The organism is Photobacterium kasasachensis (genome assembly GCF_050336885.1).
GTDB classification, from domain to species: Bacteria; Pseudomonadota; Gammaproteobacteria; order Enterobacterales; family Vibrionaceae; genus Photobacterium; species Photobacterium kasasachensis.
The window spans coordinates 172,470-196,304 of the sequence record NZ_JAKJSH010000009.1 but is presented as its reverse complement, the minus strand read 5'-3'; the positions used below and the strand labels follow the sequence as shown (position 1 = coordinate 196,304).

Annotated in this window: 26 protein-coding genes; 21 read left to right on the top strand and 5 right to left on the bottom strand. The window is 53.9% G+C overall.

Annotation, left to right across the window (positions count from 1 at the left end):
* Positions 1 to 235 precede the first annotated feature (235 nt).
* From glpE to glpD, 5 genes are all read left to right on the top strand, one after another.
* A complete protein-coding gene (gene glpE, locus L4D19_RS14420) occupies positions 236 to 559 on the top strand; it encodes a thiosulfate sulfurtransferase GlpE (RefSeq protein ID WP_428453076.1) in 324 nt (107 codons plus the stop codon).
* 26 nt (positions 560 to 585) lie between these two features.
* On the top strand, positions 586 to 1,428 hold the full coding sequence (glpG, locus tag L4D19_RS14415; RefSeq protein WP_428453018.1) for a rhomboid family intramembrane serine protease GlpG: 843 nt from the start codon (positions 586 to 588) through the stop codon (positions 1,426 to 1,428).
* Between the two features lie 261 nt (positions 1,429 to 1,689).
* Positions 1,690 to 3,060 carry a glycerol-3-phosphate transporter gene (gene glpT / locus L4D19_RS14410; protein WP_428453017.1) on the top strand — a complete coding sequence of 457 codons (1,371 nt, stop codon included), beginning with the start codon at positions 1,690 to 1,692 and terminating at the stop codon, positions 3,058 to 3,060.
* 97 nt (positions 3,061 to 3,157) lie between these two features.
* Positions 3,158 to 3,919 (top strand): DeoR/GlpR family transcriptional regulator, encoded by a 762-nt coding sequence (locus L4D19_RS14405; protein WP_160652477.1) that lies wholly within the window; start codon positions 3,158 to 3,160, stop codon positions 3,917 to 3,919.
* A gap of 224 nt (positions 3,920 to 4,143) precedes the next feature.
* On the top strand, positions 4,144 to 5,664 hold the full coding sequence (gene glpD, locus L4D19_RS14400; RefSeq protein ID WP_428453016.1) for a glycerol-3-phosphate dehydrogenase: 1,521 nt from the start codon (positions 4,144 to 4,146) through the stop codon (positions 5,662 to 5,664).
* A gap of 85 nt (positions 5,665 to 5,749) precedes the next feature.
* Here the strand turns inward: glpD and L4D19_RS14395 are convergent, their stop codons facing one another.
* Positions 5,750 to 6,175, bottom strand: coding sequence for a flagellar basal body-associated protein FliL (locus tag L4D19_RS14395; protein ID WP_428453015.1), 426 nt, complete (start codon positions 6,173 to 6,175; stop codon positions 5,750 to 5,752).
* Positions 6,176 to 6,332: 157 nt separating this feature from the next.
* On the opposite strand from L4D19_RS14395, the gene L4D19_RS14390 reads away from it, so the two are divergent.
* Positions 6,333 to 6,881 carry a chorismate--pyruvate lyase family protein gene (locus L4D19_RS14390; protein WP_428453014.1) on the top strand — a complete coding sequence of 183 codons (549 nt, stop codon included), beginning with the start codon at positions 6,333 to 6,335 and terminating at the stop codon, positions 6,879 to 6,881.
* Positions 6,872 to 7,732 (top strand): 4-hydroxybenzoate octaprenyltransferase, encoded by an 861-nt coding sequence (ubiA, locus tag L4D19_RS14385; RefSeq protein WP_160652484.1) that lies wholly within the window; start codon positions 6,872 to 6,874, stop codon positions 7,730 to 7,732. Before L4D19_RS14390 ends, ubiA begins: the two co-directional genes overlap by 10 nt.
* Positions 7,733 to 8,151: 419 nt before the next feature.
* Here ubiA and plsB read toward each other — a convergent pair whose 3' ends face one another.
* On the bottom strand, positions 8,152 to 10,602 hold the full coding sequence (gene plsB, locus L4D19_RS14380) for a glycerol-3-phosphate 1-O-acyltransferase PlsB (RefSeq protein ID WP_428453075.1): 2,451 nt from the start codon (positions 10,600 to 10,602) through the stop codon (positions 8,152 to 8,154).
* A 326-nt stretch (positions 10,603 to 10,928) separates the two neighbouring features.
* Here plsB and lexA point away from each other — a divergent pair, with 326 nt between their 5' ends.
* From lexA to L4D19_RS14350, 6 genes are all read left to right on the top strand, one after another.
* A complete protein-coding gene (lexA, locus tag L4D19_RS14375; RefSeq protein WP_428453013.1) occupies positions 10,929 to 11,549 on the top strand; it encodes a transcriptional repressor LexA in 621 nt (206 codons plus the stop codon).
* A gap of 145 nt (positions 11,550 to 11,694) precedes the next feature.
* A complete protein-coding gene (locus L4D19_RS14370; protein WP_428453012.1) occupies positions 11,695 to 12,492 on the top strand; it encodes a class I SAM-dependent methyltransferase in 798 nt (265 codons plus the stop codon).
* A 265-nt stretch (positions 12,493 to 12,757) separates the two neighbouring features.
* Entirely contained in the window at positions 12,758 to 13,879 is a 1,122-nt protein-coding gene (coxB, locus tag L4D19_RS14365; protein WP_428453074.1) for a cytochrome c oxidase subunit II, read from the top strand.
* A gap of 14 nt (positions 13,880 to 13,893) precedes the next feature.
* Positions 13,894 to 15,492, top strand: coding sequence for a cytochrome c oxidase subunit I (ctaD, locus tag L4D19_RS14360; RefSeq protein WP_428453011.1), 1,599 nt, complete (start codon positions 13,894 to 13,896; stop codon positions 15,490 to 15,492).
* An 8-nt stretch (positions 15,493 to 15,500) separates the two neighbouring features.
* Positions 15,501 to 16,064: a cytochrome c oxidase assembly protein gene (locus L4D19_RS14355; RefSeq protein ID WP_428453010.1), complete on the top strand. Its 564-nt coding sequence runs from the start codon at positions 15,501 to 15,503 to the stop codon at positions 16,062 to 16,064.
* A 9-nt stretch (positions 16,065 to 16,073) separates the two neighbouring features.
* Positions 16,074 to 16,976, top strand: coding sequence for a cytochrome c oxidase subunit 3 (locus L4D19_RS14350; RefSeq protein ID WP_428453009.1), 903 nt, complete (start codon positions 16,074 to 16,076; stop codon positions 16,974 to 16,976).
* 25 nt (positions 16,977 to 17,001) lie between these two features.
* Here the strand turns inward: L4D19_RS14350 and L4D19_RS14345 are convergent, their stop codons facing one another.
* Positions 17,002 to 17,208, bottom strand: coding sequence for a DUF2909 domain-containing protein (locus L4D19_RS14345; protein WP_428453008.1), 207 nt, complete (start codon positions 17,206 to 17,208; stop codon positions 17,002 to 17,004).
* A gap of 69 nt (positions 17,209 to 17,277) precedes the next feature.
* Between L4D19_RS14345 and L4D19_RS14340 the strand changes: the two genes are divergently transcribed.
* The 5 genes from L4D19_RS14340 to L4D19_RS14320 all read left to right on the top strand — a co-directional run bounded on the left by L4D19_RS14340 (position 17,278) and on the right by L4D19_RS14320 (position 21,032).
* The gene (locus L4D19_RS14340; protein WP_428453007.1) at positions 17,278 to 17,913 is read left to right on the top strand and encodes an SURF1 family protein; all 636 of its coding nucleotides are present in this window, start codon (positions 17,278 to 17,280) and stop codon (positions 17,911 to 17,913) included.
* A complete protein-coding gene (locus L4D19_RS14335) occupies positions 17,910 to 18,443 on the top strand; it encodes a cytochrome oxidase (RefSeq protein WP_428453006.1) in 534 nt (177 codons plus the stop codon). Before L4D19_RS14340 ends, L4D19_RS14335 begins: the two co-directional genes overlap by 4 nt.
* A gap of 9 nt (positions 18,444 to 18,452) precedes the next feature.
* Positions 18,453 to 19,496 (top strand): COX15/CtaA family protein, encoded by a 1,044-nt coding sequence (locus tag L4D19_RS14330; protein WP_428453005.1) that lies wholly within the window; start codon positions 18,453 to 18,455, stop codon positions 19,494 to 19,496.
* A gap of 4 nt (positions 19,497 to 19,500) precedes the next feature.
* Positions 19,501 to 20,421 (top strand): heme o synthase, encoded by a 921-nt coding sequence (gene cyoE, locus L4D19_RS14325; protein ID WP_428453073.1) that lies wholly within the window; start codon positions 19,501 to 19,503, stop codon positions 20,419 to 20,421.
* Positions 20,422 to 20,639: 218 nt separating this feature from the next.
* Positions 20,640 to 21,032 (top strand): 3D domain-containing protein, encoded by a 393-nt coding sequence (locus L4D19_RS14320; RefSeq protein WP_428453004.1) that lies wholly within the window; start codon positions 20,640 to 20,642, stop codon positions 21,030 to 21,032.
* Between the two features lie 91 nt (positions 21,033 to 21,123).
* Here the strand turns inward: L4D19_RS14320 and nfuA are convergent, their stop codons facing one another.
* Positions 21,124 to 21,702 carry a Fe-S biogenesis protein NfuA gene (gene nfuA / locus L4D19_RS14315; protein WP_160652728.1) on the bottom strand — a complete coding sequence of 193 codons (579 nt, stop codon included), beginning with the start codon at positions 21,700 to 21,702 and terminating at the stop codon, positions 21,124 to 21,126.
* Between the two features lie 123 nt (positions 21,703 to 21,825).
* Positions 21,826 to 21,912: a hypothetical protein gene (locus tag L4D19_RS14310; protein ID WP_428453072.1), complete on the bottom strand. Its 87-nt coding sequence runs from the start codon at positions 21,910 to 21,912 to the stop codon at positions 21,826 to 21,828.
* Between the two features lie 39 nt (positions 21,913 to 21,951).
* Here L4D19_RS14310 and L4D19_RS14305 point away from each other — a divergent pair, with 39 nt between their 5' ends.
* The 3 genes from L4D19_RS14305 to L4D19_RS14295 all read left to right on the top strand — a co-directional run bounded on the left by L4D19_RS14305 (position 21,952) and on the right by L4D19_RS14295 (position 23,827).
* Positions 21,952 to 22,449 (top strand): hypothetical protein, encoded by a 498-nt coding sequence (locus tag L4D19_RS14305; RefSeq protein WP_428453078.1) that lies wholly within the window; start codon positions 21,952 to 21,954, stop codon positions 22,447 to 22,449.
* 132 nt (positions 22,450 to 22,581) lie between these two features.
* Positions 22,582 to 23,346 (top strand): pimeloyl-ACP methyl ester esterase BioH, encoded by a 765-nt coding sequence (gene bioH / locus L4D19_RS14300; protein WP_160652525.1) that lies wholly within the window; start codon positions 22,582 to 22,584, stop codon positions 23,344 to 23,346.
* A gap of 112 nt (positions 23,347 to 23,458) precedes the next feature.
* Positions 23,459 to 23,827 carry a hypothetical protein gene (locus L4D19_RS14295; protein ID WP_160652529.1) on the top strand — a complete coding sequence of 123 codons (369 nt, stop codon included), beginning with the start codon at positions 23,459 to 23,461 and terminating at the stop codon, positions 23,825 to 23,827.
* Positions 23,828 to 23,835 lie beyond the last annotated feature (8 nt).

Below are 23,835 nucleotides of genomic sequence, written 5' to 3'. Positions count from 1 at the left end.
GTTGCAGTAGGTTGTTAATGGCGGTTAAAGCCCTACTTTCTGTGCAAGGTTGTGAGTAACTTTGTGCGGTACAATAAATGGCAGCAAAAATACGGCTGGTTTTTTTGTCGGGATCCCAAACCGGACGATCGTCACGTTTTCGGGCCTGTCGGGAAGATCCGGCCATTTGGATCAACAGAATAACAAAGCAGGCTATCGTGACAGGTCGCTTGCGGCAGACAGAGTGAGGCAGTCGATGGAACAGTTTGAGCATATTTCGGTAGAGCAGGCATATACATTATTACAACACGCCGATTCAGAGGCTGTACTGGTCGATATCCGCGATCCGCAGTCATTTGCCTTGTCACATCCGGAGCCTGCTTTTCACCTGACCAACGATACCGTGGTCGAGTTCATGAATGAGGTTGATTTCGAGCAACCTGTGATTGTCATGTGTTATCACGGTATTAGCAGCCAGGGGGCGGCACAATACTTGATTAATCAAGGCTACGAAACAGTGTATAGTCTTGATGGTGGTTTCGAGGCCTGGCGACGTATGGCGTATCCTTATATTGAGTAGGCGCACTCTCTATAGCGGAGCCACAGATGCATCGGTTAGCCGGATTAAACAATGCCCGTCAGGCCCAGGCCTTTATCGACTATATGGCGTCCCGCGGAATCGCCTTGGTATTGGCCCCGGAGCCGGAGGGAATGGTTGCTATCTGGCTGAAGGAGTCCGAGCATCTGGTGGAAGCACAGGTTGAGCTCAATTTGTTTTTGGCCAATCCGCACGACAGGAAATACCAGGCCGCTTCGTGGACCGTCGCCGAATCGCGGACGGCGAAGTTTTACTACAATAGCCCGGGCTTGTTGGCTCTGGTCAAGTCTGGGGCAGGCCCTTTCGGCCTGATAGTCATGGTCGTTGCCATTGTTATCTACGGGCTTTGGCTGTTCGGGCTGCAGCAGCCGGTGTTTGAGCTGCTTCATTTTCCGGTTATGAATGGCGACCAGTGGCAGGTATGGCGTTTCTTCTCCCATGCCCTTATCCATTTTTCGACACTGCATATCATCTTTAACTGTCTGTGGTGGTGGCTTCTGGGCGGGCAGCTCGAACGTCACAGCGGGAGCTCGAAGCTGGTTCAGGTGTTTCTGGTTTCGGCTCTGATCTCCGGTTTTGCCCAGTTTTGGCTCCATGGGCCGAATTTTGGCGGCCTGTCAGGTGTAGTCTATGCATTGATGGGTTACATCTGGTGGATGGGCTGGCTGGCGCCGCAACGGGGATTGGTGCTCCCTAATTCATACGTCGTCTTCATGTTGGTTTGGCTGGTACTGGGCTTTGCCCAGCCGTTTGGGATGTCAGTCGCCAATATGGCACACTTGTTTGGCCTGTTCAGTGGCTGCGGTTTGGCGATTGTCGATGCCAAACTGCATAAAAAGGCGAATAATTAACCACTTTTAAGATCAAGCTTGTCAGCCTTAGTTAACTTAATCTGTTGATTGGCCTATCTGTATCAATTTTTTTTGAAAATTTTAGAGTAAAAGCACCAAAGCTGGAAATTAAATCTTCGTTTTTGATTCTTTTCACATTTATTTATCTTCATTCGCGCAATAATTTGCATACCTTGAGCGATATTGCTTATTTTCGCTCGCCCTATATTGCGTTTACGCAAACCATCGCTAAAACAACAACAACATTTTAAGGAACATCTTATGTTTGGCATTTTTAAACCCGCCTTGCATACGGAGCGTCTGGCTGATGGCCAGGTCGATCCCGTCTACAAGCGACTCCGTTGGCAACTATTCGCTGGTATTTTCTTTGGCTATGCTGGTTACTACCTGGTCCGTAAAAACTTTAGCCTGGCAATGCCTTTCCTGATTGAGGAATACGGGTATAGCCGCGGTGATCTGGGTGTGGCACTTGCCGCTGTTTCCATCGCCTACGGTTTATCCAAGTTCTTGATGGGAAGCGTGTCGGATCGCTCTAACCCACGGTATTTCCTTGCTGCCGGTCTGACGATGTCAGCCTTAGTGATGCTGTGCTTCGGCTTTATGCCATGGGCGACCAGCAGTATTGCTGCCATGTTTATCCTGTTGTTCCTTAATGGTTGGTTCCAGGGTATGGGCTGGCCGGCCTGTGGGCGGACAATGGTGCACTGGTGGTCACGCAAAGAGCGTGGTGAGATAGTATCGGTCTGGAACGTTGCCCACAACGTGGGTGGTGGTTTGATTGGTCCTATGTTCCTGCTTGGTTTGTGGGCATTTAATGACGACTGGCGTACGGCCTTCTATGTACCGGCTTTCTTTGCCTTGCTGGTGGCAGCCTTCACCCTGTTGGTGATGCGTGATACCCCGCAGTCTTGTGGCCTGCCTTCGATTGAAGAGCATAAGGATGATTACCCGGACAACTACGATGAATCTCATGAGAAAGAGATGACCGCGAAGGAAATCTTCTTCAAGTATGTGTTTAACAACAAGCTGTTGTGGTTTATTGCGATTGCCAATGCGTTCGTTTACCTGATCCGCTACGGTGTACTTGACTGGGCTCCGGTATACCTGAGCGAAGTCAAAGACTTCACCGTTGATAAGTCTTCCTGGGCTTACTTCCTGTACGAGTGGGCAGGTATTCCGGGTACGCTACTGTGTGGCTGGATGTCGGATAAGTTCTTCAAGGGACGCCGTGCACCTGCCGGGATCCTGTTTATGGCGCTGGTTACCGTGGCTGTTCTGGTCTACTGGTTCAACCCGGCCGGTAACCCTATGATTGATATGATGGCACTGGTTGCTATCGGCTTCCTGATCTACGGCCCGGTAATGCTGATTGGTCTGTACGCGCTGGAGCTGGCTCCGAAGAAAGCGGCGGGAACTGCAGCGGGTCTGACCGGCCTGTTTGGTTACCTTGGCGGTGCGGTAGCGGCAAATGCGATTCTGGGCTACACCGTGGACCACTTCGGTTGGGACGGCGGCTTCCTGGTCCTGACCTCGGCTTGTGGTCTGTCTATCTTCTTCCTGACACTGGCCTTGATCGGTGAAAGTAAGCTTCACAAAGAAGCTATTGCAGGACAAGTAGAGCAAAATGCGTGATTGAGATCGCCATCATTGGCATCTTGGTAACGCTCTAGGTAATATGACAAGGCTTCGCATTCGCGGAGCCTTGTTGCAACTAGGAGCAGCGTTAGTCGTGAAGCAAAGCAAACGTCACCAGGAAATCATCGATCTCGTTAAAACCCAGGGCTACGTCAGCACTGACGATCTGGTAGAGCGTTTTAATGTCAGCCCGCAAACTATTCGTCGCGATCTCAATGAATTGGCAGCAGATAACAAAATTCGCCGTCATCATGGAGGCGCCACCATCCCGTCAAGCTCGGTAAACACGTCATACAACACCCGCAAAGTGATGCAGCTGGCCGAGAAAGACTGTATTGCCAAGGCCATGGTGGAGCATATTCCTGATGGTGCCACCCTGTTTATCGATATCGGCACCACACCCGAAGCTGTTGCCCGCGCTTTGCTTGAGCATAACGATCTGCGCATCGTAACTAACAACCTCAATGTTGCCAGTATCCTGACCGGCAAAGATGATTTCCGCGTTATCTTGGCGGGTGGAGAGGTCCGTAACCGGGACGGTGGTATTGTTGGCGAGGCGACCCTCGATTTTATTTCTCAGTTCAGGCTCGACTTCGGCATCATGGGGATCAGCGGGATTGACCTGGATGGCTCCCTGCTGGACTTCGACTACCATGAAGTACGGGTAAAGCAGGCAATTATCGAAAACAGTCGCTGTGTCATGCTGGGGGTCGATCATACCAAGTTTGGCCGTAATGCGATGGTCAACCTCGGTGATATCAGTCAGATTGATATGCTGTTTACGGATCAGAATCCGCCAGAAGAGCTGGCTAAGCGCCTGGTTGAAAATGAAATTCATATCGAAATTATTAATTAGTGCGGGGTCAGCCTAGTCGCTGACAGCTAATTAAATCAATATCATAGCTGCGGGCTGCCATAATGGCAGCCCGTTTTTTTTGTATCAAATATGTTACCTACATCGCTTTGGTGTAACAACTCGAAAATAAAAATGATGATCTTCCGCAAAATCTCGTCTATTATGCTCGATAACGAACATTAGTGAGCGTTTGTGAACTTTTTATTTTCGATTGAGGTGGTGGTATGAGGGTAGCAGCAACTGAAGTATTGGATCTGATTGTCGTTGGCGGCGGAATTAACGGCGCAGGTATTGCGGCCGATGCGGCCGGACGTGGCTTGCGGGTCGGGCTGTTTGAGGCCAGTGACTTTGCGTCGGCAACGTCATCTGCCAGCTCCAAGTTGATCCACGGCGGCTTGCGCTATCTCGAGCATTATGAGTTTCGTTTGGTGGGTGAGGCACTGGCAGAACGCGAGGTGTTGCTGCGCAAAATTCCGCATATTGCCCGTCCGATGCGCTTTCGCCTGCCCCATCGCCCCCATCTGCGCCCGGCCTGGATGATCCGTGCTGGTCTGTTTCTTTATGATCACCTGGGCAAGCGGACAACACTGCCGGCAAGCCAGGGACTGAAATTTGGCCCAGAGTCGGTATTGGTGCCGGAAATCACCAAGGGGTTCGAATATTCCGATTGCTGGGTTGATGATGCCCGCCTGGTGGTGCTTAATGCGATGGAGGTCGCTGCCCGAGGCGGCGAGGTGCGTAACCGCTGCAAGGTGGAAAAGGCTGAGCAGCATGATGATCTTTGGCAGGTCACCATTCGCGATATGCTGACTGGCGAGACATTCGAGCGTAAGGCGCATGCGCTGGTCAATGCTGCTGGCCCGTGGGTGAAGGCATTTTACGATCAGAGTCTGGAGGCGCCGTCTCCGCGCAATATCCGCTTGATCAAGGGCTCGCACATTGTCGTTCCCCGTGTTCACGACGAGCCTCAGGCGTATATTCTGCAAAACGAGGATAACCGCATTGTCTTTGTGATCCCTTATTTGGACCGGTTCTCGATTATCGGCACGACTGATGTTGAGTACCAGGGCGATCCGCGCGAAGTGGCGATTGACGACAATGAGATCAACTATTTGCTCGAGGCGTATAACCATCACTTCGTCAGCAAGCTCAAGCGCGAGGATGTGGTCTGGACCTACAGTGGGGTAAGACCGCTTTGCGATGATGAGTCTGACTCACCACAGGCCATTACCCGTGACTATACACTGGAGCTGGAGCAGGAAGGCAATCAGCCGCCGCTGCTGTCGATCTTCGGTGGCAAGCTGACGACATACCGTAAGCTGGCTGAGGCGGCGATGACCAAGCTGGCACCTTTCTTTCCGCGTATGGGCCAGAGCTGGACGGCAGAGTCCTACCTGCCGGGTGGCGAGGCTGATTTTGACGGTGAGCAATTGGCAACCCGCCTGAAAATGCAGTGCCCGTGGCTGTCGCGTTTTACCGTAGAGCGATTGGCAACCAACTACGGTAGCTATGCGGTTAAAGTTCTTGAAGGGGTAACCTCAGAAGCCGATATGGGGCAGCACTTTGGCGAAGGTCTGTATGCCCGCGAGCTGGATTATCTGATGGAGCATGAATTTGTCCAGGTTGCCGAGGATGCACTGTGGCGCCGCAGCAAGTTGGGTTTGTATCTGAGCACTGAGCAGCAGTTGGCCGTGGCGGACTATATTCAGACAAAGCGGCCATCACATGCGGTTGCCGCGGCATAATCAATAGATCCGGATAGTAAAAAAGCGCTCGATGAGCGCCTTTTTTAGTTTTTGGGGTTGGTTCAGGAGCCTGGAATGTCCGCGATCACTGGTACAGATACTTGGTAAACAGCAGCTCGGTGAGGATGCGTTGTTTTGTTTCCATGATCAGCAACTCATTGACCTTATTCAGGCAGGCCAGGCGGATTTCCTCTCTGCCGGCCAGGGATTTGATCCTGGCTTCGGGCTGCTGGCCGATAATGTTAATAATGGCATCGCGGATCAGCGGTGCATGGTGCTCCAGCTTGGCAATCAAATCCGGATCGGACACCATCAGGTCAACCTGGAGTCTCAGGTAGCCGATTTTCTTCCCTTGGGTGACATAGTTGGTGGTGATGTCAGGCTCAAGAGTAAAATATGTATATTGAGGGGTTGCCGTTTCGGCATCTTCTGCCGAGGCATAAAATGGGGCCATCAGGGCTGCAATAAATAGGGTAAAGCCAAAGATTGTCGGTTTCATTATTTTACTCATGGATTTACAGCCTTTTCAGGCAATGAATTACTTTCTTTCGATCGTAACGATATTCGTACCCGTTACAGCTTGCTACAATAGTGTTTCCTTATGGTAATAAATTAACCTGATTCTACCAAGTGTTAGATAACAGTTTGGTGGGGTTTATATTAGAAAGATGTCGAAATTCAAGCAGTTGTATAAGCCCTTGCTGGATCGTGCCCAGTGGCAGGCACCGGAAGAGACAGCCTTGGAAGGGACGGGGTTTGGGCATTGGTTGCTAGAACCGGATTCATTGTCACGACGTTTTCAGCGTCATTGCGACCATTTCACAGTGTCTTTGATTGAACAGACAAGAATTCATAAGTCACAGCTATCGGATGATGAAAGAGCATTAATCGGTGATGTTGACTGCCTGTTACGTAAAGTGGTGTTGATGGGAGACGGGATCCCCTGGGTGTTTGCCCGCACACTGATCCCGGCATCGACGCTGACCGGACAGGAGAGTGATTTGGAACAGCTTGGCGAGATGCCGCTAGGGCTTCGGGTGTTCACCGATCGCAGTGCCCGCCGGGATGCACTGGTTGTCGCCAACGTCGGTACTTGCACTGACCCTCTGTGGGCCCGACGCTCGAGGTTGTGGATTAACGAAAAACCGCTACTGGTCGCGGAGCTGTTTCTGGAAGCAGCCCCGGTCTATGCAAAGGAGAGTCAGAGTTGGAACTGAGCAAAGCAAAAGCGTATTGGCAACTGGCACGGTTTGACCGCCCCATCGGCAGCCTGCTGCTGCTTTGGCCGACGCTATGGGCATTGTTTCTGGCCGCCGACGGGTTTCCCAATCCGCAGGTGTTGGTCGTATTCGTTTTCGGCGTGATTTTTATGCGGGCGGCAGGCTGTGTGATCAATGACTTTGCGGATCGGAATTTTGATGGCCACGTCAAGCGTACGGCCCAGCGCCCGATGCCGTCTGGCAAGATCACTGAGCGGGAGGCGCTCGGCCTGTTTGGGCTGCTGGTCCTGATTTCATTCTTGTTGGTGCTGACGATGAACCGGCTGACCATTATGCTGTCGGTGGTTGGTTTGCTGCTGGCAGCGGCCTATCCGTTTATGAAGCGCTATACCCACCTGCCTCAGTTGGTACTGGGAATGGCATTTGGCTGGTCTATTCCGATGGCTTATGCGGCACAGGCCGGTGAGCTGCCTGTTGTGGCCTGGTTGCTGTTTGTTGCCAATATTTTGTGGACCGTTGCCTATGATACCCAGTATGCAATGGTGGATCGTGATGATGATTTGAAGGTCGGCATTAAGTCGACGGCAATTTTGTTTGGCCGTTCCGATAAAATTATTGTCGGGCTGCTGCAGCTCGGGGCCTTGGTTCTGCTCATTGCGATAGGTGCCATGATGGGATTGCATCAGTTGTACTACTGGTTTTTGCTCCTGGCAGCTGGCCTGTTTGTCTACCAGCAGATGCTGATCCGCGAGCGTGAGCGCGATCCGTGCTTCAAGGCGTTTCTCAATAATAACTATGTCGGTATGCTGGTGTGCATCGGTATTGGTGCCGGTGTGAGCCTGGGGTAATGCCCCGTTACGGATGATGAAAAGCGCCGAAAGGCGCTTTTTTTATGCCTGGATTCCGGTGGGTGGAGGGGGGCCGCTGTGGCGGAGCATCTCGTGGGAAGGTTTTTGACCTCAGGTGACCCAAAAGCTGTACAAGCTGTCAGGTGTCAGTTTGCTTTTTTATGTGCTGTATTTGCCACGTTTAAAAACAATTGCTTAGCGTTTATCTTGCCGTCTGGACAGCTTTTCGAGCAATTGTGCTACGGTAGGTAAAAAGCTGTACATGCTGCACTCTTGTCCCTGTCATACAAGTTGGCGGGCTTTTGGATGGGTAACATGGTTGCACGATGTTGATGCTCTGGCCGTTGTCGGCAAAGCTAAAAAAAGCTGGCCTGCAAGGCCAGCTTCGTGTCTGTGGGATAAGTTGGGGCCGGTGCGACTTAGGCGCTCGGCTCAACCTCTTCCACTTTGTCTTCCCGGTTCATTACGGCCTGAATGGTCAGTTTGACTTCCGGAGAAACCAGGGCGGCGAGCAGTTCGGCCAGGGTTTCAACCGGACGGGACACCGCATGGCATTCATCGTTGAGATAGCCTTCGCTACGCAGCGTCTTGACTAATGTGGCGAATACCCCTTTGTCGAAGAATTCCGGTGCATTGATGCCGTGAAGTCGGCTCAGGCGCTGGGCCATCATCTGGCTTTGCTGTTCCAGATCGCTCTTCATCAGTTGAGGCTCGGAACGCAGCAGCGTCAGGGCGATAGCATAACGCTGAAGAGTTTCCGAGATGGTACGTGCCAGCAACTGCAGCGGACCGATACGGGCATTGTTCAGCTCAATATACTCACCGTCAGTCAGCACCAGACGCTGGCGTACCAGTTCGGCTATCTGACTGTCGATGACTTCACCCAGCGATTCCTTATCGTGACGCAGGAAGAGCTCGGACTTGAGGAACGGATACAGCAGTTCGACCTGCTGGCGGAGCGCTTCCAGGCTCAGGCGCTGATGCTGCACCACGATGTGGGCGATCAGTGACGGCAGGGCGAACAGATGAATAATATTGTTGCGATAGTAAGTCATCAAAATCGACTGCTGACGGTCAAGGGAGATGATATCCCCAAGGCTGTCACGCTCGACAATAAACTTGTCCATTTCGACGGCATGCGCAACTAGGGTTGCTGCATCTGACTCCGGCATGGTGCACTGCTCGGAATACGGCACATTGCGCAGCAGCTGCAGGTAGCAGTCGATTTGCTGTTCCAGTTCCTCGCGGCTCAGGGCACGTTGGCGGGCAGCCAAGAGTGCCAGTGCACATAGGGTCAGGGCATTGGCTGCCGCTGCATCATTGATGTGAGTCATCATCTTGTTGGCCAGGTCGTTGACCACCGGGTTGAGCCATTGTGGTCGCTGCGGTTCAATCGGATCGATGTCCTGGTGCCATTCCGGAGCATTTTCGTTAAGGTAATGGTTCAGGGAAATCGGTTCACCGAAGTTAACATAGCCCTGGCCGAGGTTGCGCAGCTTGCGCAGGGTACGCAGTACCTGCCCGACATTTTCCTTTTCCTTGCGCTTGCCGCGCAGTTCCTTGGCATAGGTGGCCACTTCCATTACGTGCTCGTACCCGATATAGACAGGGACCAGGGTAACCGGGCGGTTCAGGCCGCGCAGCATCGCCTGAATGGTCATCGACAGCATACCGGTTTTGGCCGGCAGCAAACGGCCGGTACGTGAGCGGCCGCCTTCGCTGAAGTACTCCACCGAATAGCCCTTGGCAAACAGCTCTGCCAGGTATTCGCGAAAAACAGTCGAATACAGGCGGTTGCCCTTGAAGCTGCGGCGAATAAAGAAAGCGCCGCCACGGCGGAAGATCGGACCGGCCGGGAAGAAGTTCAGGTTGATACCTGCCGCTATGTGAGGCGGTACCAGGCCTTCACGGTACAGCACGTAGGACAGCAGCAGGTAGTCCATATGGCTGCGGTGGCAGGGAACATAGACAATTTCGTGGCCGTCCTGGGCCAGCTTCCTGACGCGCTGGGCATTGTGGATGTTCAGGCCCTGGTAGAGCTTGTTCCACAGCCAGCCGAGGAAGCGTTCGCCGCGCTTGATCAGCGAGTAGGAGAAGTCTGCCGCAATTTCTTCCATCATATCAATGGCTTCTTTGCGTACCTTTTCTACCGGCACATCGCGGCTTTGGGCTTCTTCGGCCACGACTTTTTCAATGGCCTTGGAGGCCAGCAGGCGTTTGAACAGCACATGGCGGTCCGGCAGCTTCGGACCGGAAGCGGCCAGCTGTTGACGCGAAAAGTGGATCTTGGCCACCCGTGCCAGTTTGTGGGCGATGGAGTCATCGGTACCGTGGTGATCGGCCATGTAGCGCAGGGAAACCGGGGTGCTCAGGCGCACCATACAGTCCCGGCCGCGACCCACGATAGTGAAGAACTTTTCCGGACCGTTGAGCGGTCGCAGAATCGGTTTCTGGTTTTCTTCCTTGCCGGGCTTTCGGCCCCAGAGAATCGCTGCCGGAACCACCTGGAGATCGAGCTCGGCATCCTGCTTGTGCTGTTCAAGCAGTGCGGTAAACAAATCGATGGACTCCTGCGGGAGCTCGCCGTCTGAGCCGAAGACGCTCGGACCGTCGGAGATATAGACATAGCGTTTGTACGGCCTGCCGTCGATTTCCAGTGGTGACAGCGGATCGGGCAGTCCCAGCTCCTCGGTACTGCTGCGCAGCGTCATCAGATCGGTATTGGAGCGAAACGGTAGAATATAGATAATCGGTCGTTCTAAATCGAGTTCCAGATCAGCGACCGGATCAGAAGGTATTGAATGGGTTTTAACCAGCAGAGAAAGCGGCAAATTCAATAATTTTCGATAGATTTTCTGCCAACTTGACATATCTTTTACTAGCCTCGAAGTCTTAATGCGAGGCAAGGATAGCAGAAAATGCGTGTCGTTTTGCAGCGATATACCACATACTTGCAGTTAAATATCTCTTTGAATGACATTTTGTACTAGGTCGGCGGGTTAGTTTTTGCCTATTTGTTGGTCCACCGGTTTTGACGGCAAACCATGATGAAAACCGGACCTATTGATCACAGGTCAGACTTTCCGGGCAGGTAATGGAATCGAGGAAAATTGCTCTTTTCGTAAACAATTGTCTTTTCAACTTTGTTAACACTGGATATACTCACAGTGAACTGTATAAAAAGACAGGGTGAGTCATGAAGCCGTTAACGCCGCGCCAACAAGAAGTCTTTGATTTGATCAAAGCAAAAATTGAAGATTCTGGAATGCCGCCTACACGCGCTGAAATAGCCCGTGAACTTGGCTTCCGTTCTGCCAATGCTGCCGAGGAGCACCTTAAAGCACTGGCACGTAAAGAAGTGATAGAGATTATTCCGGGGGCATCCCGCGGGATCCGTCTGCTTGTAAATAATGACGATGTGTCAGAGCAGGGCCTGCCGCTGATCGGTCAGGTGGCTGCGGGTGAGCCTATTCTGGCTCAGGAGCATGTCGAGACACACTACGAGGTGGATCCGGCGCTGTTTAAGCCTCGTGCCGACTTCCTGCTTCGGGTTAATGGCATGAGTATGAAAGATATCGGTATTATGGATGGCGACCTGCTGGCTGTGCATAAGACCCAGGATGTCCATAATGGTCAGGTCGTTGTCGCCCGTGTCGAGGACGATGTCACTGTAAAACGCCTCGAGAAAAAGGGTGCCCAGGTTCTGTTGCATGCGGAGAACGAGGAGTTTGCCCCGATAGTCGTTGACCTGAAGCATCAGCAGTTATCGATTGAAGGTATTGCTGTTGGTGTGATCCGCAATGCGGACTGGATGTAGTTTTTTGTCCGGTAGCAGCATCAGCCAGTAGCATATAATTAACGATTATTGCGCTATGTGAAAAACTGCTCATTATTTGTGTAGAATGCTTTGCAATAGCTAATGATAGTCATTATCATCTCCAAATGATCAGACGGAGGTGATAATGACCAACTCTTCTCGGTACCACATACCCACGGCCTTGCTCCAACCTCTCTGGCTGCGTAGCCGCGAGAGCCTGGAGGATGATGGTCTGATCTATGATCCTGTTGCCGCCGCCGCGTGCAGCCAGTGCTACCTTAAGCCGGACTGCCTGACGGGCAATGTAACAGAGCGCCAATTGCTCCATGCGACACTGACTCTGCAATGTGACCGCCAGGTACAGCAATTTTTGCGTCGTCATCCCAACGGCTGGATCATCAATGTCGGAGCCGGTCTCGATACCCGCTTTTATCGCCTTGATAACGGTCGCTGCCGCTGGTTCGAGCTAGACACCGATGAAAACCTGTTATGGCGTGAGCGCCTGTTCCACCGCAGTGAACGCTACACGATGCGTCCCGGCTCGGTGACCGATCTTTCCTGGCTCAAGTCGCTGCCTGCAATGAATAATGCGCCGGTACTGCTACTTTGTGATCAGGCCTTGCTGGAGTGCAATAACAGTGAGTTGGTGCACTTTGTTCAGCGAATTGGCTGCCATTTTAGCCAGATTGAAGTGTGCCTGGTGATTGCCGGTGATCGTTGTGGCTCGGCCATCGCGAACAAGATGGGGGCGGGCGATTATCACCATGGCTATAAAGATCCGGTGCGTCAGGTCTTGAACTGGCTGCCCTGGGCGGAGCTGATCAGCAGTCACAGTCCGCTGGACCACGATTGTACCCGCTGGCGGTCCTGGCAGCGGTGGATCGCAAAAATTCCTAGTTTAAAATATCGCCTGACACCGGTATTGGTACATTTTCGCTTGTAGATTCGAGCTTTGTCCTACGAACACCCTCTCTACGCCTGTCATTTGGCTGTGATACCTCTTTTGCGTACTGGATTTTTTTCCGGGTAATTTATTGCTCCTTTTTTCGATCCTGTCCTAAGTTAAATGTAAACAAAGTGTTACTTGGTTCGCACTATTTTGCCCATTAGAAGAGGGACAAGTGCATTTATTGACCTGCTCTTGAAGTAAATCAGGACGATGGAAAGGAGGGATCCGGGTGAAGAATCGCCATTTGATCTGGGGATCGCTGGTTGCGGCGCTGTCGCTTCCCGTGACAGCCGAAACCGAAACAATGCGCTTGAATATGACGCAGGGGGTCACTGAGGTGAGCCAGCGTGTGTTTGATCTCCATATGACCATTCTCTATATCTGCATTGTCATTGGTGTGGTGGTATTTGGTGTGATGTTCTGGGCCATTATTCACCACCGCAAATCCAAAGGGGCTGTGGCCGCCTCCTTCCATGAAAGTACCAAGGTCGAAATCCTCTGGACCATCATTCCCTTCGCGATCCTGATTGTGATGGCGATACCGGCTACCAATACGTTGCTGGCGATGGAGGATACCTCGGAATCCGATCTCACCATTCAGGTCACCGGTTCGCAATGGAAATGGCACTATCGCTATTTTGGCGAAGATGTTGAATTTTATTCGCTGTTAGCAACAACAACGGCTCAAATCGAGAACCAGCGTGAAAAGCGGGACAATTACCTGCTTGAGGTCGACAGGCCGTTGGTGGTGCCGATCGGCAAGAAAGTGCGCTTTTTGATCACCTCGCAGGACGTGATCCACTCCTGGTGGGTACCTGACTTTGCGGTGAAGAAAGATGCCAACCCGGGCTTTATCAACGAGGCCTGGACCCGGATAGACAAACCGGGCATTTACCGCGGCCAGTGTGCCGAGCTATGCGGCAAGGACCATGGTTTCATGCCGATTGTGGTGATTGCCAAGACGCAGGTCGAGTATGACCAGTGGCTGCAGGGAACCAAGGTCGCCCAGCAGGAGGCGTATGAAGAAGAACAGCGGCTGCTGGCTATGGAAATGTCGATGGACGAGCTGATGGAGCTGGGTGAGCAGGTCTACGGCACCCGCTGTGCGATGTGCCATCAGCTTAATGGTAACGGGATCCCCGGTGCCTTTCCTGCCCTTGCCGGCCAGGGCGTGTCTATTGATCCGGCGAAAAAGCTCGAGCATATCAGTGTTGTCGTCCATGGCAAGAGCGGTACGGCCATGCAGGCATTCGGGCCGCAGCTGAGCCTGAAGCAGCTGGCGGCGGTCATTACCTATGAGCGTAATGCCTGGGGCAACAATACGGGCGAGACGGTTCAGGCGGCAGAAGTTCAGGCTGTCCTCAATGGTGAAGAGCTTTAAGGGAGATTGAGAGAATGACGGATATGCTGCGTGAACAGACCGAGGTCGAAGAGACTCAGACCCATCACGAACATCATCAGAGTGGGCTGAAACGCTGGCTGTTTACCACCAACCACAAAGACATTGGCTCGCTGTATCTGATCTTTAGCTTCGCGATGTTTCTGGTCGGCGGTGCTATGGCGATGGTGATCAGGGCCGAGTTGTTCCAACCGGGCCTGCAGCTGGTCGAGCCGAACTTTTTCAACCAGATGACGACAGTTCACGGCCTGATCATGGTATTTGGTGCCGTAATGCCGGCCTTTACCGGGCTGGCTAACTGGATGATCCCGATGATGATCGGGGCGCCGGATATGGCACTGCCGCGGATGAACAACTGGAGCTTCTGGATTTTGCCCTTTGCCTTTTCGTTGCTGCTGGCTTCGTTGTTCATGGAAGGGGGCGGCCCCAACTTTGGCTGGACCTTCTATGCGCCGCTGTCGACGACGTTCAGTCCGGAAAGTACCGGCTTGTTTGTGTTTGCTATCCATATCATGGGGATCAGCTCCATCATGGGTGCCATCAATGTGATTGTCACCATTGTCAATCTCCGGGCGCCGGGGATGACCTATATGAAGATGCCGCTGTTTGTCTGGACCTGGCTGATCACCGCCTTCTTGCTGATTGCCGTGATGCCGGTGCTGGCCGGGGCGGTGACTATGGTGCTGACTGACAAGTATTTCGGCACCAGCTTCTTCGATGCCGCCGGTGGCGGTGATCCGGTAATGTTCCAGCATATCTTCTGGTTCTTTGGTCATCCGGAAGTCTACATTATGATTTTGCCGAGTTTCGGTATTATTTCCGCTATTATCCCCGCATTTTCACGTAAGAAGCTTTTTGGTTACAGTTCGATGGTGTATGCCACGGCCTCGATAGCCGGTTTGAGCTTTTTGGTATGGGCGCACCACATGTTTACCACCGGGATGCCGGTGGCGGCCGAGTTGTTCTTTATGTACTGCACTATGCTGATTTCGGTGCCGACTGGGGTCAAGGTCTTTAACTGGGTGGCAACCATGTGGCGAGGGTCGCTGACCTTCGAGATACCGATGATGTTTGCCATCGCCTTTATCGTGCTGTTTACCATCGGTGGCTTCTCGGGCCTGATGCTGGCCATTACCCCGGCCGATTTCCAATATCATGATACCTACTTTGTGGTCGCACATTTCCACTATGTCCTGGTGTCGGGAGCAATCTTCTCCATCATGGCGGCGGCCTATTACTGGCTGCCCAAGTGGACCGGCTACATGTTCGATGAAAGGCTGGCGAAATGGCACTTCTGGTGCTCGATTGTCTCGGTCAATATTCTGTTTTTCCCGATGCACTTCCTTGGCCTGGCCGGGATGCCGCGCCGTATCCCGGACTATGCGCTGCAGTTTGCCGATATTAACGCGGTTGTCAGTATCGGCGGATTCCTGTTTGGCCTGTCACAGCTGATTTTCCTGGCCGTGATCATCAAATGTGTCCGTGGCGGCGAGAAGGCATCGGCCAAGCCGTGGGACGGGGCCGAGGGCCTGGAGTGGACCGTGGCCTCTCCGGCGCCGCACCATACCTTCTCAACACCGCCGAAGATTGACTAGGGGGCATTATGAGCAAGCCGTCCGAACCGTCACGGGAGACCAACAACACCCGGCGATCTACATGGTCGCTGGTGGTCATGGCCGTTGCCATGTTCGGCTTCGCCTTTGCGCTGGTGCCGCTGTATGACGTCTTTTGCGATATTACCGGCATCAATGGCAAGACGGCGGATACCCCGGCCGTATCCAGCATGAAGGTCGATACCCAGCGGCAGGTGACGGTGGAGTTCGTGGCCTATATCAACCCGGGAATGGAATGGACCTTCGAGCCCGAGGTGCGCCGGATGGTGGTCCATCCCGGCGAAACCCAGACTATCAACTATGCCGCCCGCAACCTGACCCGGCAGGCGAGTATCGGCCAGGCTGTGCCCTCGGTCACGCCCGGTCTCGGTGCCCAGTATTTTAACAAGATTGAATGCTTTTGCTTTAACCGTCAGCCGCTTGAAGCGGGGGAGTCGGCACAGCTGCCTCTCATATTCTATGTTGACCCGGAACTGCCCGAGGACATCAATACCCTGACGTTGGCATATACCTTATATAACGCCCAGCCGACAGCCACGGCACAAACGCAATGAGGTAGAAAGATGGCGAATCCTTACACTGAACATGATCAATCAATGAAAACGCCCCATGAAAACTACTATGTGCCGGAGGCTAGCGTCTGGCCCATCGTCGGCGCGGCTGCCCTGTTTCTGATTGCCCTTGGTGCCGGCGCGACGGTTGGCGATCTGTTTAACGGCCAGGGACCGTGGATCCTGTTGTCCGGTGTCGGCCTGTTGCTGCTGATGCTGGTAGGCTGGTTTCGGGATGTTATCCGCGAGTCCATGGGCGGGCTGTACAGCAGCCAGATGGATCGTTCGTTCAAGCAGGGGATGAGCTGGTTCATCTTCTCGGAGGTAATGTTTTTTGCCGCCTTTTTTGGGGCGCTTTTCTATGCCCGGATGATAGCCGTGCCCTGGCTCGGCGGGGCGGGAAATAACGCGATGACCCATGAGGTACTGTGGCCGGAATTTATTGCCCAGTGGCCTCTGGTACTGACGCCGGGCGGCACCGAAACCCAGGGGATGGGGCCGCTGGGACTGCCGCTGTATAACACCATGATCCTGCTGACCTCGTCGGTAACGGTCCATATTGCCCATACCGCCCTTGAGCAGGGTGACCGGCAGCGGCTGACGCTGTTCCTGCTGCTGACGGTGTTGCTGGGTTCACTGTTTGTCTACCTTCAGGGGGTTGAGTATATCCACGCCTATCAGGATATGGGACTGATGCTGGATTCCGGTATTTACGGCAATACCTTCTTTCTGCTTACCGGATTTCACGGCCTTCATGTGACGCTGGGGACCCTGATCCTGTTTATTGTCTGGCTGCGGGTGCTAAGGGGCCATTTCACGTCCGAGAAGCATTTTGCCTTTCAGGCCGGCGCCTGGTACTGGCACTTTGTCGATGTCGTATGGCTCGGGCTGTTCGTCTTCGTCTATATCCTCTAGGAGACCATAAAAGGGGACGAGAGGCTCAATACGGCCTTGGGTTCGGTGAGATATACCCGCTGGCGATCGCGATCAGCAGCAGGGCAAAAACGATGACAGAAATCATCACCCGCCGCCCGAGGTAGTGACTCATCGGCTGTTTGCCCTGGCTTTTGAGCATCGCGGGCAGGGCACGGAACAGGTTCAGAACAATAAACACCAGCAGGCAGACGATAATGGCTTTCAGCAGCATAGGTACTCCAACAGATCACAGGTGAACATGCGAAGGATAGGTTTCATACTTTTTACTGTGGCGGTACTGGTGACATTGGTCAAGCTTGGTTTTTGGCAACTGTCGCGGGCGCAGGAGAAAGAGGCATTGAGCTCGGCGCTGAAATACCGCAGCGACCAGATGTATTACAGCCTGGCCAGCCTGCCCGGCGATCCGCGCTGGTACAGCCTGACCCTGCATGGCGAGTTTGACCACAGCAAGGCGGTGCTGCTCGACAACCAGCTTTACCGCGGCAGGCCGGGCTATCATGTGTTGTATCCCTTCGAGGCTGACAACGGCTGGGTGCTGGTGAATCTTGGCTGGATTGCGGCCCCAGATTATCGGGAGCAAACCCCGGTGCTGCCCGAACATCATGGCGAGCTGAGAATTTCCGGGGTGATTGCGCCCCCGTCGTTATTGCTGGAATTGCGTTCGGCCCCGCTGGAATCCGATTGGCCGATACGGGTGCAAAATCTGCATATCGACCAGTTGAGCGAGAAGATGGCATTGCCGCTTAAGCCATGGGTACTACAGATCGACCCTGACAACTCGATAGCCCTGCAACAGACATGGACCCCGGTTGTTGTTGGCCCCCAGAAGCATTACGCCTATGCGGTGCAGTGGTTTTTAATGGCTGTTGCCATAACCGGGCTGGCTGCCTGGTGGTTGAAACGGAGCAAGGTATGAAGAAACACGGAACGTTGTTGTTGTTACTCAGTGCGTTTTTGCTGCCGGTGGCACTGGCCAAGCTGGTGCTCGATTTGAACTGGTACCAGGGCGGGGTGACCAACCGCGGTGAGTTGCTGTCGACGCCGGTCGCCGCTGACTGGCTCGGCCAGAAAGGTAAGTGGCAGCTGGTTTACCTGATGCCTGACGAGTGCGATGAGCTTTGTGCCGGTGCACTGTTTAACCTGAGGCAAATACCGCTCGCCGTCGGGGCCGGGCAGGACCGGGTGGGAAGTGTGCTGCTGGTGACTGAGGCGAACCAGCCGGAAGACGACCAACTGCAGGGTGTGGAGCAGGTGCTGGCGCCAGATCATATAATAGAGCAGCTCCGGACGCTGGAATACGGTGCCCGGGCTATCTACATTGCCGATCCCCTCGGCAATGTCATGATGGCCTATCCCCTGGTCAAGGGACGCGCTGCGATTCTTGCTCAGGGCAAGGATTTGCTCCGTGATCTGAAGCGGTTGCTGAAGGTATCAAAGATTGGCTAAGGAGTGGCTATGGGGTTGTTTCGTTTTAAATATCTTGTCTATGTAACCTTTGCGCTCTCTCTCTGCGTGATTGCACTGGGTGCCTATACGCGGCTGACTGAAGCCGGACTCGGCTGTCCGGACTGGCCGGGATGTTATGGCTTTGCCACCGTTCCCCAGACCAGTGAGCAGCAACTTCAGGCGCTGGCGGCATTTCCCGACAGCCCGGTCGATATCGAGAAAGCCTGGAATGAGATGCTTCACCGTTATCTGGCCGGTACGCTGGGGATCTTTATCCTTCTCATTAATCTGATTGCCTGGCGGCGCCGGAATACCCCGCGGGGCCTGCCGGCGCTGCTGCTTGGTACGGTGATCTTCCAGGCCGTGCTCGGAATGTGGACGGTGACGATGTCATTGATGCCGGTGGTGGTGATGGGGCATTTGCTAGGAGGGTTTACCACCGCGGCCTTGCTGCTGTTGCTGGCGCTGCGGGTACGCCGCCGCGAAGCCCGGATTGTTAGCCAGTTTCACCGGCATTCCTCATCCCATTCATTGACGGGCGCATCACTGCTGGCGGCCGCGGCCTTGGCGGTGACTATCGGCCAGGTGGCGCTAGGGGGCTGGACAGCAGCCAACTATGCGGCTGTTGTCTGTACCCAGTTGCCGATATGCGAAGTGGACTGGCAGCAGCATTTCGATCTCTCGGCTTTTAATCCGATCCAGCCAGAGCACGACAGTTACCAGTATGGCGTCCTGAATTTTCCCCAGCGCGTCTCTATACATGTCGCACACCGGCTGGGGGCGGCGCTAACCACCGTGGTCTTGCTGGTACTGGTTTGGCGGTTGTGGCAGTTCGCTATCTTGCGCGGGCTGGCACTGGCCGTCAGCGGTGCCTTGCTGCTACAGCTGTCACTGGGGATTACCAATATTGTTGCCAGCCTGCCGCTGCTGGTGGCCGTTGGGCATAACGTCGTCGGGGCAATGCTGCTGCTGACGCTGGTGGCAGCAAACTATCAAATTTACAGCTATCGGACACCGCTTCGAAGTCATTGGAATAATGCTAGGGAGGGCTGAAATCATGGCTAAAGTACAGTTGGCTGGCAGCGCCGGCCTTAAATTAGCCCGTCATCGCCAGCGGGTTTGGCAGGATTACCTGACCATGACCAAACCCAAGGTGGTGGCGATGTTGCTGCTGACAGCACTGGTCGGAATGTGTTTGGCAGTCTCGGATATCCCGCCGCTGAAGGCTGTGGTCTTTGGTCTGGCGGGTATCGGCTTGCAGTCGGCGGCGGCCGCCGCCTTTAACCATGTGCTGGACCGGCGTTTTGACGCCCAGATGGCCCGGACACACCACCGTCCGCTGGCCAAGGGGCGGATCGAAACCCCCAAGGCGGTTGCCTTTGCTTCTGTCCTGATGGTGGCCGGTTTTGCCTTGCTGTGGCAGTTGAATGCCCTGACGGCCTGGCTGACCTTTGCCAGCTTAGTTGGTTATGCGGTTATCTATACGGTGTGGCTGAAACATGCGACGCCGCAGAATATCGTGATCGGCGGGCTGGCCGGGGCGGCACCGCCGCTGCTGGGCTGGACGGCGGTAACCGGGCAGCTTGACCCGCATGCCCTGTTGCTGGTGATGCTGGTGTTTACCTGGACTCCGCCGCACTTCTGGGCGCTGGCTATTCACCGCCGGGATGACTATGCCAAGGCCGGGATCCCTATGTTGCCGGTTACCCATGGGATTGCATTCACCAAGACCATGGTGCTGCTTTATACCGTTTTGCTGGCGTTGGTTGGTTTGTTGCCGTGGCTGACCGGAATGAGCGGCGCCCTGTATCTGGTCGGTAGTACGGTGCTGAACCTCGGTTTCGTGGCCTATGCCGTCAAGTTGAAGTTTGCCGACTCTCCCGGTCACGCATGGGCAACGTTCAAGTATTCCATCTGGCACCTGCTGGCGTTGTTTGTGGTCTTGCTGGCCGATCACTGGTTACAGGCCTGGTGGTAAGCCTTGTTTGTAGGCAGCTATGTAAGTCTTTGCTGACACTGGGTGATATCTGTCTACAAGCAATAAAAAAACTTATCCATGGCGCATCAAGAAGCTGTTAACGCAAACAAAGAGTTATATTTTTTCAACTCTAATTGGTCAATTTTGCAGCAAAAAAGGGCTACACATGGGGCTGGCTATTTGTTTAAATGCGCTCAATTATTGAACAGGTAGTGTAAATGAAACAAGCAATAGTTGGCTTCATATTGGCCGTTATGGCGCTGGGCTGGGGAACCTCCGCACTGGCGAGTATGCAGGGCAAGACGTTAAAAGTAACGGCGACAGCCTATAATTCTGTTCGTGCTCAGACCAATAGCAATCCGACTATTGCGGCCTGGGGCGATCGCCTGAAGCCGGGGATGAAGGTGATTGCTGTATCCCGTGATCTGCTGAAGATGGGGATCACCCACGGGACCAAGGTGAAGATTTCCGGGTTGCCGGGGGAGTACGTGGTGCTGGATAAAATGAACAAGCGCTGGAGCCGTAAGATTGACATCTATATGGGCAAAGATATTCAGGCAGCCAGAAACTGGGGCCGCCGCTCGGTGACAATTACGATAGTCGAGTCGTAATAGCCAAGCTGAAAAGCAACAAGGCAAAGAACATACAGATACAAAAAGCGAGAGCCTCGGCTCTCGCTTTTTTTATACTGCGGTTGGGCAGTTAGTAGTAAGAGTGCTCACCACGGGCGTGTTCAGTAACATCACGCACACCGGTCAGCTCACCGCTGAACTGGGCCAGCAGCTCTTTCTCGATCCCTTCCTTCAGGGTGACATCGACCATTGAGCAGCCGTTACAGCCGCCACCGAACTGAAGGATAGCGACACCCTCTTCGGTGATCTCTGCCAAAGAGACATGACCACCGTGGCCTGCCAGCTGCGGGTTAACCTGAGTCTGGATAACGTAGTCGACACGCTCCATCAGCGAGGCATCGTCAGATACCTTGCGAACTTTGGCGTTTGGCGCTTTTAGCGTCAGCTGCGAGCCCATTTTGTCGGTGACAAAGTCAATTTCCGCTTCTTCAAGAAACGGTAGGCTTAGCTCGTCGATGAAGGCAGAGAACAGCTCAAGCTTAATCTCAGTATCGCTGGCTTCGACGGCTTCCGGTGGGCAGTAGGACACGCCGCACTCTGCGTTTTGAGTACCAGGATTAACCACGAATACTCGGATGTTAGTGCCTTCCGGCTGCTGGGCAAGAAGTTTGCCAAAATGCTGTTGAGCACTTTCAGAAATAGTAATCATAGACACGACGTAATACCTGACTTATTTAGTAAGACTAATTCTATTCTACTCTTAGACGCCCTTTGTATCACCCCCTAATCGTTGTGACTATGCTTTAATCACATTTCTGGCTACATTCTGCGATTATTTCCGTGGCGGGGTATAGCAGAGACAGTAGATATCGACCTGCCGGACTCCGCCGCGCAGGAGTAGGCGCGTCAGCTCTGCCACAGTACTGCCTGTGGTGACGACATCATCGACGATGGCGACATGTTCAGGCAGCTGCTTTGCTTTAAGTATAAAGGCTTGGTTGAGGTTTTTCTTGCGCTCGCTTTTGCTCAGCTGGCGCTGGGCCGGGGTATGGCGGGTTCGGCTTATCGCATTGTACAGGCACAGGCTGTCTGTTTCACGGGCCACTGCCCGGGCCAGCAAGGTACTTTGGTTGAAGCTGCGGGAAAGTCGGCGCAGCGGGTGAAGCGGGACTGGGATGACGGCGGGTGCCGGGTGGGTGATGTGTCGGCCAAGCAGGTGTCCGAGCGGCTCGGCCAGCCAGAACTTACCGCCGAACTTGAGCTGGTGTACCAGCTGGCGCAGGGGAAAGTCATACTCGCCGAGCCGGTAGAACTGCTGCCAGGGCGGCGGCTTCGACAGACAATGGCCGCATTGGCTGGATGGCTGCAGTGTGGTGGCGCCGCACCGGGCGCAATAGGGAGGCCGGGGAAAGCGGTCGAGACAGTGCCGGCACCAGAGTTGTTCATGCCGGCATAGCGGCAAGTGGCACAGCTGGCAGTGCTGGTTGGGCCATTGAAAGATTGATCTTAGCGAGAAAGGGGATAACATCCTAACTATCCTGTCGGGCTGATTATTGCCTGTTCGTGCGATTCATAGAGGGAAGTGTAAATGACTGCCAAGCTACACTGGCAAACTGAAGGCCAAGGTTCGGATCTGGTTCTCATTCATGGCTGGGGCATGAACGGGGCCGTTTGGCAGCAGCTATTGCCATTGCTGACACCGCATTTTCGGGTGCACTTGGTCGACTTACCCGGCTATGGTCACAGTCGTGAACATCATGCTGGCAATATTGAAGAAATGGCATACCAATTGCTTGAAAATTCACCAGAGTCTGCAATTTGGTTGGGCTGGTCCCTTGGCGGGCTGGTGGCTACCCAGGCTGCCATTCAGGCACCTGAGCGGGTGAATGCACTGGTAACGGTTGCCAGTTCCCCGCGTTTTGCAGCCGAAAACACATGGCGAGGTATTAAGCCCCAGGTATTGAACGATTTTCAGCGCCAGCTGAGTGATGACTTCCAGCTGACCGTTGAGCGCTTTATGGCGCTGCAGGCAATGGGAAGCCCGACGGCAAGGCAGGACATCAAACTGCTGAAGCAGGCGGTGCTATCGCGTCCCCAGCCCAATCCAAAGGCGCTGGCGTCCGGATTGCAGCTGTTGGCCGATGTCGATTTGCGCGAGCAGCTGGATCAGATCTCTCAGCCCTGGCTGCGCTTGTACGGGCGGCTTGACGGCCTGGTGCCGGTGAAGGTTGCTGCCGAACTGGATGCGCTGGCACCCCGGTCCGAGCGGCAAGTGTTTGCCGCGGCATCGCATGCCCCGTTCATCTCGCACCCCGAGGAGTTTGTGAAGGCACTACGGACCTTCATCGGGTAGGCTTAACGAAATACTGGTCATGTGTGGCGCATCGGTAACATTTTATTAAACTTTTCGAAAATGATGCCGATACATTAAAAATGGAGTTGCTCTGTAAAGGAGAGAGGCCATAATGACAGTAGGAAGTGTTGCGAATACAACTGTTTATTCGCCTGCGACGCTAAAAGCGTCGGCTGCAGCTTCAGCCAAGACCAATGAAGGGAGTCAGACGGCTGAGCAAACCCGTTCCGTGAAAACCGGCGAAAGCTCCGTATCGATCTCCGAGGAGGCGAAACGGATGCAGGCGGCAGACACGGGCAAACAGAAAACTGAAGCTGATGATGGTACGCAAACGACGCAGCTCGCTGAGTCGTTCGCCTATGGTGCATTGGGTATGGATCACCCCGATGAAGTGAAGCAAAATACCGATGATTTCTATACTGCAGGGCAAGTGCTGTCAGCCCTGGGTACGGTAGCGACGGTGTTGCTTGCAATCGCCTGATTGACCCC